General features: G+C 54.3%; 12 protein-coding genes and 1 CRISPR repeat array. Of the genes, 11 read left to right on the top strand and 1 reads right to left on the bottom strand.

Going from position 1 to position 12,790, the window contains the following annotated elements; translation table 11 throughout:
• Positions 1-7 precede the first annotated feature (7 nt).
• The 5 genes from ACTLLP_RS08480 to ACTLLP_RS08460 all read left to right on the top strand — a co-directional run bounded on the left by ACTLLP_RS08480 (position 8) and on the right by ACTLLP_RS08460 (position 6,439).
• The gene (locus ACTLLP_RS08480; RefSeq protein ID WP_441058869.1) at positions 8-922 is read left to right on the top strand and encodes a carbohydrate ABC transporter permease; all 915 of its coding nucleotides are present in this window, start codon (positions 8-10) and stop codon (positions 920-922) included.
• A complete protein-coding gene (locus ACTLLP_RS08475) occupies positions 912-1,730 on the top strand; it encodes a carbohydrate ABC transporter permease (RefSeq protein ID WP_441058867.1) in 819 nt (272 codons plus the stop codon). The genes ACTLLP_RS08480 and ACTLLP_RS08475 overlap by 11 nt, the downstream gene beginning before the upstream one ends.
• Positions 1,731-1,752: 22 nt before the next feature.
• The gene (locus tag ACTLLP_RS08470) at positions 1,753-2,907 is read left to right on the top strand and encodes an ABC transporter ATP-binding protein (RefSeq protein ID WP_441058865.1); all 1,155 of its coding nucleotides are present in this window, start codon (positions 1,753-1,755) and stop codon (positions 2,905-2,907) included.
• A gap of 634 nt (positions 2,908-3,541) precedes the next feature.
• The gene (locus tag ACTLLP_RS08465; RefSeq protein ID WP_441058863.1) at positions 3,542-4,159 is read left to right on the top strand and encodes a manganese catalase family protein; all 618 of its coding nucleotides are present in this window, start codon (positions 3,542-3,544) and stop codon (positions 4,157-4,159) included.
• Positions 4,160-4,550: 391 nt separating this feature from the next.
• Positions 4,551-5,188: direct repeats of the CRISPR family, unit length 37 nt; unit sequence GTTGCAGAACCTTCCCCGACGACAAGGGGACTGAAAG.
• A 144-nt stretch (positions 5,189-5,332) separates the two neighbouring features.
• Positions 5,333-6,439: a DUF4850 domain-containing protein gene (locus tag ACTLLP_RS08460; protein WP_441058861.1), complete on the top strand. Its 1,107-nt coding sequence runs from the start codon at positions 5,333-5,335 to the stop codon at positions 6,437-6,439.
• Between the two features lie 29 nt (positions 6,440-6,468).
• Here ACTLLP_RS08460 and ACTLLP_RS08455 read toward each other — a convergent pair whose 3' ends face one another.
• Entirely contained in the window at positions 6,469-6,714 is a 246-nt protein-coding gene (locus tag ACTLLP_RS08455) for a hypothetical protein (protein WP_441058859.1), read from the bottom strand.
• Between the two features lie 307 nt (positions 6,715-7,021).
• Here ACTLLP_RS08455 and fsa point away from each other — a divergent pair, with 307 nt between their 5' ends.
• The 6 genes from fsa to fbp are packed head-to-tail and all read left to right on the top strand — an operon-like array spanning position 7,022 to position 12,790.
• Positions 7,022-7,702, top strand: coding sequence for a fructose-6-phosphate aldolase (gene fsa, locus ACTLLP_RS08450; protein WP_441058857.1), 681 nt, complete (start codon positions 7,022-7,024; stop codon positions 7,700-7,702).
• A gap of 13 nt (positions 7,703-7,715) precedes the next feature.
• Positions 7,716-8,981 carry a type III ribulose-bisphosphate carboxylase gene (rbcL, locus tag ACTLLP_RS08445; RefSeq protein ID WP_441058855.1) on the top strand — a complete coding sequence of 422 codons (1,266 nt, stop codon included), beginning with the start codon at positions 7,716-7,718 and terminating at the stop codon, positions 8,979-8,981.
• Positions 8,982-8,986: 5 nt separating this feature from the next.
• Complete coding sequence (locus tag ACTLLP_RS08440) at positions 8,987-9,880, top strand: phosphoribulokinase (protein ID WP_441058853.1); 894 nt, start codon at positions 8,987-8,989, stop codon at positions 9,878-9,880.
• Positions 9,867-10,706 (top strand): transketolase, encoded by an 840-nt coding sequence (locus ACTLLP_RS08435; RefSeq protein WP_441058851.1) that lies wholly within the window; start codon positions 9,867-9,869, stop codon positions 10,704-10,706. Before ACTLLP_RS08440 ends, ACTLLP_RS08435 begins: the two co-directional genes overlap by 14 nt.
• A 4-nt stretch (positions 10,707-10,710) precedes the next feature.
• Entirely contained in the window at positions 10,711-11,679 is a 969-nt protein-coding gene (locus ACTLLP_RS08430; RefSeq protein WP_441058849.1) for a transketolase family protein, read from the top strand.
• Positions 11,660-12,790, top strand: coding sequence for a fructose-1,6-bisphosphate aldolase/phosphatase (fbp, locus tag ACTLLP_RS08425; protein WP_441058846.1), 1,131 nt, complete (start codon positions 11,660-11,662; stop codon positions 12,788-12,790). Before ACTLLP_RS08430 ends, fbp begins: the two co-directional genes overlap by 20 nt.

Raw genomic sequence — 12,790 nt, 5'->3', positions numbered from 1 at the left:
ACGTAGAATGAAAATCGCAAGGGAAACCCGTCCAAGGTTTGCTGCCATCAAGGGTTATCTGGTACCCTGGGGATGCCTTGCCCCCGCTCTGGTTTTCCTGGCGCTATTTACCTTCTGGCCCCTGGTATCCACCCTGAAATTGAGCTTTTACCAGTGGAATATGGTTAGCCCTACCCCCAAATGGGTGGGGTTAACCAATTACCTGGAAATACTCCGGAGCCGGGAGTTCTGGTTGGCCTTATGGCATACCCTGGAGTATGTTTTAATTCTACTGGCATTGAATCTGGCTCTGCCCTATATTGCCGCCTACATCCTGTCGCATCTGGTCTTTAAAGGGCAAAACTTTTACCGGGCTTTGATTTTCCTACCCAGCGTTCTTTCCCTGGCGGTGGCCGCCGTTATCTTCCTCTGGCTATACAACCCCCTGGCAGGGCCAATCAATGCCCTCCTGCGGTTATTAGGACTGCCGGCGCCCCCGTGGTTAAGCAGCTACGGCTGGGTTATCCCGGCCCTAGCTATAATTACTGCCTGGAAAAGCTTCGGTTATAACTTTATAGTTCTTCTGGCCGGTATGGTGGCGGTACCCCAGGAACTCATTGAAGCGGCCAGGTTGGAGAGAGCCTCCAACTGGCAGATTTTCTGGCGGATTATCCGCCCTTTGACCTCGGGAACGGCTCTCTATGTATCGGTAATGGTAGTAATTATTGGTTCTCAATATGTTTTTGTGCCCATTCAGATGCTAACCAACGGGGGTCCAGACCAGGCCAGCACTAACCTGGTATTCCTTATTTACCAGTATGCCTTTAACTTCTTCCAGGCTGGCAAGGCAGCAGCTGCAGCTATAATAGCGTTGGTGATTTTTGGCGGCCTGCTTCTTCTACAAAAACGAGTCCTGGAGAAGGGGGTCTATTATGAAAACTAAAATCCCATGGTGGCATTTTCCGCTGTTGCTGCTGGTTATTGGGTCATTGCTTCCTTTGATATGGATGCTTGCTACTGCTTGGAAAACGCCGGAGCAAGTCTTTAATGCTTCATTAAACCCCTGGCCTTACCCGGTAACGGTAGCCAACTTTGTTTATGTTGTGAAAGCTATCCCCCTGGGGCGTTATATCTTTAACACCTTTATAATCGCCTTCATAGTAACGGCAGCCAAATTACTAACTAGCATCCTGGCAGCCTATGGCTTCACCCAGTTTTCTTTCCGCGGCCGGGAAACTCTTTTTTATCTTTGTCTCTTGAGTATTTTTGTTCCTTTTACGGTAACCATGATGCCCAATTACCTCTTTATGTCGAAGATAGGGTGGCTTAATACCTATATAGGGGTAGCACTCCCCCAGATGGCTGATGCTCTCGGCATTTTCTTGTTACGGCAGAGTCTGCGCAGCATCCCGCCGTCCTTAGTAGAAGCCGCCCGCCTGGACGGAGTGGGACATGGGAAAATATTGGGGCGCGTGCTCCTGCCGGCGATCAAGCCGAGTTTGATCGCCCTGGGCATCCTTTTCTTTATTAACACCTGGAACGAATACTTCTGGCCTCTTTTAATGATCAACGACAAGAGTATGTATACTTTGCCTCTGGCATTGCAGATGTTTACTAACCTCGAGGGGGGGACTAACTGGGGGGCGATGATGGCAGCAGCGGCCCTGGCTTCGTTGCCGCCCGTAGTTGCTTACTTGCTCGCTCAGCGTTATGTAGTAGATACCTTTATTCATTCGGGCTTAAAGGGATAATCGCAAAGAGGAGGGGTGGGTAATGTCAACGATAGCTGGTGATATTTGCTTTGATAAAGTACGTAAAGAATATGGCCGGGTAACGGCATTAGAGCAATTAGACCTCCAGGTGGCGGCTGGGAAGCGATTAGTGCTCTTGGGCCCGTCAGGTTGTGGCAAAACAACAGCTTTACGCTTGATAGCGGGCCTAGAAAGGGTGACCAGTGGTAAGTTGTACTTAAACGGCCAGCTGGCTAACGATCTAGAGCCCGGTGAGCGGAATGTGGCTATGGTCTTTCAGAACTATGCCCTCTACCCCCATATGACGGTGTGGGATAACATCGCTTTTGGACTGCAAGTGCGGCGGGTTGCGAAGGAGGAAATCAAAGCTAGAATTAAGGCGGCTCTAGCCATCCTTGGCCTGGAAGGGTTGGAGGAACGTCGGCCGCGAGAATTGTCTGGAGGGCAGCGCCAGCGGGTGGCCCTTGCCAGGGCCATAGTTAAGCAAGCCCCCTATTTTCTTCTAGACGAGCCACTTTCTAACTTGGATGCCCAATTGCGCACTCAGGCCCGTACGGAGTTGGTGCGCCTGCATTGTAAATTAAACTCGACTATGATTTATGTCACCCATGACCAAGTAGAGGCCATGACTATAGGGCAGCGGATAGCCATCCTGGCTAGCGGCGTCTTGCAGCAGGTAGATACCCCAGAGAATATTTATAACTGCCCAGCCAATACCTTTGTAGCGAGGTTTATAGGCAATCCACCCATGAACCTCTTGCCAGGAATAGTAAAAGGAAACCAGTTGTTCCTCGGAGAAGGTCTCAAACTTACGGTACCGGGTAACTGGAGCGCCTGGATCCTGGGTAAATCCCCAAACAAGGAGATCAAGGTGATCATGGGTCTTAGACCCGAAAGCGTCATCTTGAAAGAAGAGAAGATAGCTGAAGGGGAATGCCTGCCAGTTAAGATTATTTGGCGAGAAAATTGTGGTAAGGAGAGATTGTATTACTTGGCAGCCGGAAATAAGGAGCTAATAGCTTCTTTTAGCGAGAGCCGTGCGGAACCCAGAGGAGGAGAACTATGGCTGGCCATTAACTGGAATAAAGTTCATTTTTTCAATAAAGAGGATGGTAATTCCCTGGGTTACCCCTGGAATGCGCAGAAGTTATCACTAAATGCCGGAGTAATTCCTTAAAGTTGGGTAACCAGTCTCTGTTACTCGCGATTTTAACGAATTCCTAATTCAAGGGGCGGTCTTAACAGCCGGGAACCCTATACATGTCATTAAATAGCTAACGAGTTCGATTCTTATTTACAGCATGTTCCTAGTGCCGTTCGTAAAATCTTCAAGGACTCAACAAGCAACGCGCTTTTAGGCTTTGTTGGCTTCAGGTGTATTTGATTTCTTACCAAAAGCTAATAACATTCTGCTGGTGCTAAGTGTAGAGTGGTAGGATGAATGCGGATGTTATTACAATACCAATTGACGGTCAAGTCCAATTTTGTGGGTAAAATCCTTCTGGTAGCCTTTGAGCCTTGTTAAAGCCTTGTTAAGCTGCCCCTTTCCCGGTCTTATTTGGTTTCGGCTTTAGTTGTTCCTTCCTGCTGCTTGTCTCTATGTCCCGTCGTTTTTGGTGGCGAGGCGTGGAAACGGGCGGCAATAAGGCTGGTTCTGCCTCCCTGGTGTGGGATCGTCTGGGCGAGAGTGCTCCAGCACTTCTGTACAGTTTTAAAAACCAGGAAAAGAACTTCTAGTCTTAGTCTGCGCATACAAATTCCCTCCTCGGGAGAAAGTAAAGAGGCAAAAGCTTTCAAGGGGGGACTGAGAGGTGTTTTATCACCGCAAAGATCAATTGCTTTTTCCTGTGAGTGTTAGCAATCCCGATCCCCATTTCGCTGTATTGCTCATGGAACAGCTGGCCGGACAAAACGGCGAGGTGGCCGCAGGTCTGCAATACGTTTTGCAGGGGTTGAAATGCAAAGATCCAGAGGTCAAAGACTTGCTACTGGACATAGGTATGGAAGAGCTCAATCATATGGAGATGCTGATCCAGGCTATAAACTTGCTCTCGGAGGGACAGGTGAGCACGGAAACTTCCGAAGAGTATGCCCTGCAGCTGCTGGGTGGTGGTGGTGCAATCTGGCTCAACTCGGTGGGAACTCCCTTCTGCGGCAGCTATGTGGACACGGTGGGAGATCTGGTGGCCGATCTGCAGTCGAATATTGCTGCCGAGTTCCGTGCCAAAGCGGTTTACGAGCGCTTGCACCGGCAGGCTACCGATCCCAAGATCAAAGAAATGCTGGAGTTCCTTATTTCCCGCGAAGAGGCCCATGCTGCCATGTTTCGCCGAGCTCTGGAAAAGCTCATGCAACGGGAAGAAGGGATTCGGAGCGACTTCGCTGACACTCAGTACGCTCAACAATACTACAATTTTTCTCAGCCCTAAAAGTTCCTTGAGCTGGCGAGCCGGGGAGTTTAGCCCCGGCTTTTAAATTTTATGTACCCTGTGGCCTAGCATCACACTTCTAAGCGAAAACCTAGTTAGATGAAGAAGGAATTTGGGGGTGAACGTAGAACCGATTTAATAATTAAGGGATGCTGATTTTTCGAAAATGGGGTAGTTTTGTTCCAGTTTATGGCAAGAAGATCGGAGTGCTAAGAGGGGGTAGAAGGCTGGAGTCCTTGGGAGAGAAGGGTTTTAGGTGCCAGCAAATTTTCGAAAGAGAGCGGGGTTTTCGTGCAAGAAGGTCATTTTCGAAAAATCGGTTCTCCTGGAAAAGGCAGCGGGCAGCCAGAACCCTTGGGGCACAAGGGCGAACGGCAGGAAACCGCGGTGAGTTGCAGAACCTTCCCCGACGACAAGGGGACTGAAAGTGTCCCTGTGGTTCCGACCCGTCAACGGCGCTTAACGTTGCAGAACCTTCCCCGACGACAAGGGGACTGAAAGTGTCTTCAGCCACCGCAACGATGTCCTCGTCCTTCCTAGTTGCAGAACCTTCCCCGACGACAAGGGGACTGAAAGGCGTGGGAGACCACTCCACGCCCTCCACGAGGGGGATGGTTGCAGAACCTTCCCCGACGACAAGGGGACTGAAAGTCGCGCCCGCCCCCGGCACTCCAGGCGGATCTTGCCCCTGTTGCAGAACCTTCCCCGACGACAAGGGGACTGAAAGGTATGCCGCCCAGCAACGGGCCGCCGATCTTGCCGAGCCAGTTGCAGAACCTTCCCCGACGACAAGGGGACTGAAAGGGACTCCTGAAGGTGCTCAAGAAAGCTACCGATGAAGAGTTGCAGAACCTTCCCCGACGACAAGGGGACTGAAAGACCCGGAGCACTACAACTACCCCATCGACACCAGAGAGGTTGCAGAACCTTCCCCGACGACAAGGGGACTGAAAGATCCCCGGGTTGAGGGATGACACCAGCTTCATCTCTAAGTTGCAGAACCTTCCCCGACGACAAGGGGACTGAAAGCGCTGGTGGCGCGGGTAAATAGCCCTGCAGAGCAGGGTGGATTTTAAGAGCGGGGAGGAAGCGCTGGCAGCGGGGTATAGACTTTCTGAGGTGTGCAGACCGAGGAGCTGCCGAAGGAGAGAAGGCCGAAAAGGGGGAAGCGCCGTGCAAGCCCCAGATTATCAGCTAAAAAAATGGATGCTCTGGGCGGCCTTGTCGGTCATCCTGCTCGTTTTCGTACTAACTAACCCCACAAAATCTGAGTACGCGGATTGGCTCTCCGCTGAAGCCCACCAGGAAATTTCTAAAGAGGACGATTCCATCGCTTTTCTGCTGAGTCTTATCCCCATAGAAAAAATAGTCAGCAGGTGTACTATACACAGGAACTTTATTCTTTTTTCTGTCTTCCACACAAAAGTGGAAGGTGTTGGCGAAGTAAAAGCGGCGGGGTTTTTGAAGCAAATTATCCCCTTCTACGTATGCACTTCTTCCGGGAAGGATAGAAGCCGAAAAGAGCTGGAAAAGAGCCCAGCGAAACCCACGCTGAAATCGGATCCCCCGTATCATTCACCCCTGTACGATCCACCCGTGCTTGAAGAACTCATGAAAGATCCTCCCAGCGAGGTTCCCAGGGTGATACCCTTTGAGACGGTGCTTTTCAGGAACGGCACCTGCCTGCCAGTTGAAGCCATAAAGGCAAGATACGGGCTTCCTTCTCACCCTCCGGTTCTGCCTGACTCCTTCCTGGGCACCATCGATTTCGACCTCCCTCCTTCTCAGGCGGAAAGGCTGGCAGTTTACTGCATCAACAACGGCACAATTTTTCTGGCTCCGAGAGGGTGGGAAGTTTTAAGGGCCGATGTTGGTGCGGACGGCAGTACAGGGATCTTTTTGAGATCCCCCGACTCTGCTGAGTGGATGTACTTAACCCACAATGGTGCCTGTCAGGGATGTGCAGTTGATGACCTCGCCCAGTGGATACCGGGCTGGCTGGCAGAAGGGCAAAAGAGGCATGAGATTGTAACCCAGCCCAGACCCTTCAGGTATCCGGTTAGGTTTGTGAGGCTGGGGGAGCATTCGGTGGCTTTCTCCTACCAGCCGCCCGGATCTCACACGGTGCATGGAGTGAGTTACTACAAGGACGGACCTGAGCGGTTGTTTTTCAGCCAGGCGTTTGTTGCCCTGCGCGAGCAGGATCGCCCGCTGGCGACGACCATTTTAAACTTCTACCTGAACGTCACGGCTCCCAGGTGGTGCCCACATAGGGACTGAAAGAGGCGTTAAGCGCTGCTGGCGAACTGCTAGTTCTGGGAAACGCGCATTTTGGGCCGGTTTTTACTTACTTCGCTCCTGAGATGGCGAGCCAGCGCTTGCATCTGCAATATCTCCTGCGCCCCGGAGTTCGGGGTGTCTTCGTCTGGCGTGCTTACTTGGTGCATTATTACCAGGTTGCTGGAGGGCGGTGTAAACACCATTTGGGCCCACCCCAGCGTTACACTGAAAACTAAAAGACCACTGCTCAAACCGATTAGCCACTTGCGGTTCATCGGCCTTTCCCCCTTGCGCTCGTCGTTGGCTACCGCCGACTAAACGATACGCAATCAACATTAGATGGGCATTAGAGGATGCTTATAAGTTGCTGTGAAAAGCTATGCCGTTGGTCATCCGCTCGCGTCCTTTGGGAACGCTTTCCTCAACGCGCATTAAGCCGTGGCGAACGGTTGGTCTGGCTGAGAGTCGCCGCGCACTTAACCACTTGCGCGCTTTTAGCAACTTTTCAAGGGCTTTTGGTTTATCCCTTCTTCTTCCTCTCTTAGAATGAAAGCACGAGGAAGCGAAAGGGGGGAAGGAAATTTGAAGATCTTTCTGGATACGGCTAAGGTGGAGGAAATAAGAAGGGCGTCTAGTTGGGGTGTGGTGGATGGGGTTACGACCAACCCCAGTCTGCTGGCCCGAGCGGGACGGGCGGACGTGGAGACAGCCATCCGAGAGATTGCTTCCCTGGTTCAAGGGCCAATTAGCGTGGAAGTGATCTCTAATACAGCGGAGGGTATGGTGGAGGAGGCGCGCCGGTTCGCTTCTTGGAAACTTAACACGGCCGTTAAGATCCCCATGACGGAAGAGGGATTGAAAGCGGTAAGGATGCTAGCGGCTGAAGGGATAAAGACCAACGTCACCTTGGTGTTTTCTGTGCCTCAGGCTCTCCTGGCTGCCAAAGCGGGAGCCAGCTTCGTCAGTCCTTTCGTGGGGAGGTTGGACGATGTTGGCCAGGAAGGCATGGAGTTGGTGCGCGATCTTGCCCGTATCTTCACCCACTACGGGTTCAGCACCGAGATCATTGCCGCCAGCATCCGCCATCCCATGCACGTCGTGGAGGCGGCACGGGCAGGAGCTCATATCGCCACCGTTCCCTTCAGCGTGCTGACCCGAATGCTTCAGCATCCCTTGACCGATGTAGGTATCCAGCGCTTCCTGGAAGATTGGGAGCGCCTTCAGGCTCAGGTTCCGAGTGCGGCCGGAGCGGCTAAAGTTTAGGAGGTGTATCACCTTGCGGTACAGTGATTTTTTGGAACTCGATTATGCGCCCAAGGCTTCTGATTGCTTAGCTTGCTTCTATGTGGAACCGGCCGAAGGAGTGGATATTCGCGAAGCTGCCGGAGCTGTGGCTTCGGAGTCTTCTATCGGGACCTGGACCGATGTGGCCACTATGAAGTCTCGGATTTGGGAAGAGCTGCGCGCCAGAGTGTACGAGGTCGAGGGCAACGTAGTGAAGATTGCTTATCCGCTGGCTCTCTTCGAACCGGGGAATATACCTCAATACCTGAGTAGCATTGCTGGCAATGTTTTTGGCATGAAAGCGGTTAAGAATCTGCGCCTACTCGACCTGGCTTTTCCGGCCGAGTTGGTATCGGCTTCGCCGGGGCCAGCTTTTGGCGTGCAAGGGGTGCGGGCTGCTCTGGGGGTTTACGGACGGCCGCTGGTGGGCACCATTGTCAAACCCAAGCTAGGGCTCGATCCCCGGGAACATGCCGAGGTGGTGTACGAGGCTCTGGTGGGAGGACTGGATCTGGTCAAAGACGACGAGAATCTTACCTCCCAGCCCTTCTCTCCCTTCGCAGAGCGGGTGCAGCGCAGTTTGGAAGCTTGCGCTCGGGCCGAGGCGGAGACGGGGGAGCGTAAGGTCTATTTGCCTAATGTCACGGCGGAAACAGGAGAGATGATTCGCAGGGCGGAGCTGGTCCGGCGCGAAGGTGGGCGTTATGTGATGGTGGATGTGGTAACAGCTGGCTTTGCTGGCCTTTTGAGCTTGCGCCAAGCTGATCTAGGCTTGATTATTCATGCTCACCGCGCTATGTACGCCAGCTTTGCTCGGAACGAGCACCACGGTATCACGATGTTGGTTCTGGCGAAGCTATGTCGCCTCGCGGGGGTTGATCAGCTGCATATCGGCACCGTGGTGGGCAAAATGGAAGGCGGACGGGATGATGTGCTGCGCTGCCACGCGGCACTGGGTCACAAAGCCCCGGTTGCGGGCGATCTCCTGCGGCCGCAAGATTGGGGCGCGATTAAGCCGGTGCTGTCGGTGGCTTCGGGAGGACTGCACCCGGGTCATGTTCCTGATCTGGTGGCCATCTTTGGCGTCGATTGCGTGCTGCAATTTGGTGGGGGCGTACATGGTCATCCCAAGGGTACCCGGGCCGGTGCTAGTGCGGTGCGGGCAGCGGTGGAAGCAGCGGTGAAAGGCGGCGCTTGGCAGGAAGCGGTGCAGCGGGAAGGAACCTTGGCCGAAGCTATAACGCATTGGGGAGGTTGATGGTTATGCGTCGGGAGCCTGTGCTGGTGGGCATTGCCGGCGATAGCGGGGCGGGTAAGACTACCTTCGTGCGCAGGTTGCGGGAGCTCCTGGGGCCCGAGCGGGTGAGTGTCATTGAGTTGGATGGCTATCACTCCCTTAATCGGCAGGAGCGCAAGCTGGTGGGGATAACGCCTTTGCATCACCGGGCCAATAACCTGGGGCTTTTCATCGAACACCTTTACCGGCTCCGCTCGGGAGAGCGAGTGTTGCGCCCGGTGTATGACCACGAAACAGGGGACTTTGGCGATCCGGTGTGGGTTGAGCCGCGCCCCTTTGTGCTGGTGGAGGGTTTGCATCCTTTTTGCTTCAAAGTAGCTGCGGAGATGTACGATTTTAAGATTTATTACGATACCCACCAGGCGCTGAAGATTCGTTGGAAAATCAGCCGGGATGCTTCGCTGCGCGGTTACACGGTGGAACAGGTGGTGCGGGAAATCCGGCAGCGCCAGTGGGATATCCGGAATTTCGTGGAGCCCCAACTGGCTTACGCCGATGTGGTCGTAACTCTGTACCAGACCGGGAGCAACGGTAACATAGGCGTGAAGATAAAGGAGCCAGTGGCTCAGTCCTGGTTGAAGTCCTTCGCTCGCCAGTGCTTGAATGCCGAGTCGAGCCGGGAATGGTTGGGCGGTAGAGAGTTTCAGATTCTTTCTCTGGAGGAAGAAATTTCTGCCTCTTTGGCCGAAGAACTGCTGCAGGGGGTGGGTTCGCGGGCCGAAGCTGTGCTGGCGCGCGCTTCCGCGGGAGACAGTGTTTCTCCTTACCAGCTCATGCTGTGCTTGCTGGTGTTGCGCTTAGAGGAAGCGTTGGGGGATAGACAGGAGGTGGGGAGGAGGGAAAGGTATGCCGTTGGCTAAAGCTAATGTGGCTGGAGAGTACCGGGAGCTGGAGCGCAAAGCCTTGCTGATCCGGCAGCACGTGATCCGCATGTTGATGAGCGCTGGCTCTGGTCACCCGGGGGGGTCGCTATCGGCAGTAGATCTACTAACAGCCCTCTATTTCCGGGTTATGCGCGTGGATCCGGAGAACCCTGCTGATCCCGACCGTGATCGCTTTATCCTTTCCAAAGGGCACGCTGCTCCAGCCCTTTACGCGGTGCTGGCTGAGCGGGGATTTTTCCCAGTTTCTTGGCTAGAGGGCCTACGACGTCTGGGTTCCCCCCTCCAAGGGCATCCTGACATGCGGAAAGTGCCCGGGGTGGAGATGTCTACCGGATCTCTGGGGCAGGGTTTGTCCGTGGGGGTTGGCATGGCGCTGGCGGCCAAGCTCCAGGGTAGCGGGTGCCGTGTCTTCGTGCTGCTAGGTGATGGGGAATGCCAGGAGGGTCAGGTATGGGAAGCGGCCATGGCAGCGGGGCATTATCGTCTCAATAACCTGATGGCCATTGTGGATCGCAACCGATTGCAGATTGACGGCGAAACGGAAAAGGTGATGGCTCTGGAGCCTATGGCCGATAAATGGCGGGCTTTCAACTGGTCGGTTATCGAAATCAATGGGCATCGCTTCGAGGAGATTGTTCCGGTGCTGGAGCGGGTCGGTTATGCTCAGAAGCCTACCGCAGTTATTGCCCACACTGTCAAAGGCAAGGGGGTCTCGTTTATGGAAGGGCAAGTGGACTGGCACGGAGTGGCTCCGAAGCCGGAACAGGGGTTGCAGGCTCTGAAAGAGCTCGGGGGGAGGTGAGGTGATGGGTGAGCAAACCATGGCCACGCGCGAAGGTTATGGCCGGGCGCTTATGGAGCTCGGCCGACGCGAACCGCGGGTGGTGGTGCTGGACGCCGATCTTTCTAAATCCACGCAGACTGCTCGTTTTGCTTCCGAGTACCCTGAGCGTTTTTTCAACGCCGGGGTAGCGGAGGCCAATCTTATCGGCATGGCTGCGGGGCTGGCGGCGTCGGGTTTTGTTCCTTTCGCCTCTACCTTCGCCGTTTTCGCCACCCAGCGAGCTTACAATCAAATCTTTCAATCGGTGGCCTATCCTGCGCTTAACGTAAAGATAGCTGCCAGCCATGCCGGTATTACCGTGGGGGAGGACGGGGCTTCTCATCAGGCCATCGATGATTTGGCTTTGATGCGCGCTCTTCCCGGGATGACGGTGCTGGTGCCAGCTGATGCTTACCAGGCTTATCAGGCTACCTTGGCCGCGGCCGAATGGGAGGGTCCAGTTTACCTCCGTCTGGGTCGGCCAGCTGTGCCGCTCATCACCTCTCCCGAGCAGCGTTTCCGCATCGGGCGTATCGAGGTTCTGCGGGAAGGTGGGGACGTGGCTTTGGTTGCTTGCGGCCATATGGTGTGGGTGGCTTTGGAGGCAGCAGAGGCTCTAGAACGTCGAGGTTGCCAGGCTGCGGTGTTGAATATCAGTACCCTTAAACCTCTGGACCGGGAAACCCTGGTACACTGGGCTTCCCAGTGCGGGGCAGTGGTTACGGTGGAGGAGCACAGCGTCATAGGTGGTTTGGGCAGCGCGGTGGCCGAAGTGCTTTCTGAAACGGTGCCGGTACCCCTGATAAGGATCGGTATACCAGACACCTTCGGCCAGTCCGGCAAACCCCAAGAGCTCCTCGATCATTATGGTCTGAACGCTGCCAGTGTGATTCGGGCAGTCGAGCATTTATTAGAAAGGAAGGGCAGTAAGAATGGCCAAAATAACGCTTAGCGTGATCAAGGCGGACATAGGCGGTTTTGTGGGGCACAGTGCGGTGCACCCGGAGGTGGAGGCTAAGGCGCGAGCTTGCCTGGAAAATAATCCGCTACTTATCGATTACTATGTAGCTCATGTGGGTGATGACATCAACCTGATAATGACGCACGAGTTGGGGCGCAACCATGGGGAGATCCACCAACTGGCTTGGGATACCTTTGTAGCTTGCACTGAGGTGGCCAAAAAGCTAAAGCTGTACGGGGCCGGGCAGGATCTTCTCTCCGACGCTTTCTCTGGCAATATCAAGGGCCTGGGTCCCGGCGTGGCCGAGATGGAAGTGGAAGAGAGAGAAAGTGAGCCAATTGTGATCTTCATGGCCGATAAAACCGAGCCGGGAGCCTGGAACCTACCCCTTTACAAGATCTTTGCCGATCCTTTCAACACCATAGGTCTGGTTATCGATCCCAAGATGCACTCGGGCTTTGTGTTCGAGGTCAGGGATCTTATCGAGAACAAAAAGATTATGTTCAACGCTCCGGAAGACATCTATGATATGCTGGTCTTTATTGGCGCCCCGGGACGCTACTCCATCAAACGTATTTTCCACCGGGGCACGGGGGAGATCGCGGCCGTATCGAGCGTGCAACGGCTTAACCTGATAGCTGGCCGGTACATTGGCAAGGATGATCCTGTCTGCATCATGCGTTGCCAAAATGGCTACCCTTCGGTGGGTGAAGTGCTGGAACCCTTCGCTTTTCCTCACTTGGTTTCCGGGTGGATGCGGGGTTCTCACAGCGGCCCCATGATGCCTGTGGGTATGGCTGATGCTCGCCCCACTCGTTTTGATGGACCGCCACGAGTGATTGCCCTAGGGTTCCAACTGGCGGGGGGAAAGCTTATAGGGCCGAACGATTTCTTCAGTGATGTGGCCTTCGATAACGCGCGCCGCTTAGCTCTGGAGATAGCCGATTATCTGCGGCGGCTGGGACCCTTTGAACCCCATCGCTTGCATCTGGAGGAAATGGAGTACACCACCATGCCTATGGTGATGGAGAAGCTGCGGGATCGCTTTATCGATCTGCGGGTGGCTAAGAAGGCTAAGGCGGCGGCGGGGGGAGAAGCCTAG

It is taken from the genome of Desulfothermobacter acidiphilus (assembly GCF_052073645.1).
GTDB classification, from domain to species: Bacteria; Bacillota; Desulfotomaculia; order Desulfotomaculales; family Ammonificaceae; genus Desulfothermobacter; species Desulfothermobacter acidiphilus.
Note: the sequence above shows the minus strand (reverse complement) of the source record. Positions and strands in the feature narration are given on the sequence as shown.

What these genes read in the sequence shown, in the direction of transcription:
- ACTLLP_RS08470 (WP_441058865.1), top strand. Translation starts at nt 1,753, where the DNA reads ATGTCAACGATAGCTGGTGATATTTGCTTTGATAAAGTACGTAAAGAA.
- ACTLLP_RS08475 (WP_441058867.1), top strand. Translation starts at nt 912, where the DNA reads ATGAAAACTAAAATCCCATGGTGGCATTTTCCGCTGTTGCTGCTGGTT.
- ACTLLP_RS08455 (WP_441058859.1), bottom strand. Translation starts at nt 6,714, where the DNA reads ATGAACCGCAAGTGGCTAATCGGTTTGAGCAGTGGTCTTTTAGTTTTC.
- ACTLLP_RS08440 (WP_441058853.1), top strand. Translation starts at nt 8,987, where the DNA reads ATGCGTCGGGAGCCTGTGCTGGTGGGCATTGCCGGCGATAGCGGGGCG.
- ACTLLP_RS08435 (WP_441058851.1), top strand. Translation starts at nt 9,867, where the DNA reads ATGCCGTTGGCTAAAGCTAATGTGGCTGGAGAGTACCGGGAGCTGGAG.
- fbp (WP_441058846.1), top strand. Translation starts at nt 11,660, where the DNA reads ATGGCCAAAATAACGCTTAGCGTGATCAAGGCGGACATAGGCGGTTTT.
- ACTLLP_RS08480 (WP_441058869.1), top strand. Translation starts at nt 8, where the DNA reads ATGAAAATCGCAAGGGAAACCCGTCCAAGGTTTGCTGCCATCAAGGGT.
- ACTLLP_RS08430 (WP_441058849.1), top strand. Translation starts at nt 10,711, where the DNA reads ATGGGTGAGCAAACCATGGCCACGCGCGAAGGTTATGGCCGGGCGCTT.